Here is a 237-nt window from a genome sequence, read left to right as displayed (position 1 = left end):
GGAATTCCTCCCCGCCCCATCGGACCACACTGTGTTCGCGGCAGTTGCTTTCCAGGATATTGGCAATGCGCACAATGGCCATATCCCCTGCATCATGGCCATAGGTATCATTTACGCGCTTAAAATCATCAATGTCCACCAGGGCAAACACGGTTTCCACCGCCTCTTTTCCACAGCTTCTCATGTCCTCCAGTAAATCGCCCACACCATATCGGCGGTTCTACAGTCCTGTAATCC

At 52.3% G+C, this 237-nt stretch carries 1 protein-coding gene; it reads right to left on the bottom strand.

What is annotated here, in order from left to right; translation table 11 throughout:
• On the bottom strand, positions 1–205 hold a 205-nt coding region (locus LK536_RS59080), incomplete at its 3' end, for a diguanylate cyclase (protein ID WP_506092370.1).
• Positions 206–237 lie beyond the last annotated feature (32 nt).

It is taken from the genome of Clostridium pacaense (assembly GCF_020709765.2).
GTDB classification, from domain to species: Bacteria; Bacillota; Clostridia; order Lachnospirales; family Lachnospiraceae; genus Enterocloster; species Enterocloster hominis.
The sequence above is the reverse complement of the archived record's forward strand: the minus strand, read 5'-3'. Positions and strand labels throughout refer to the sequence as shown.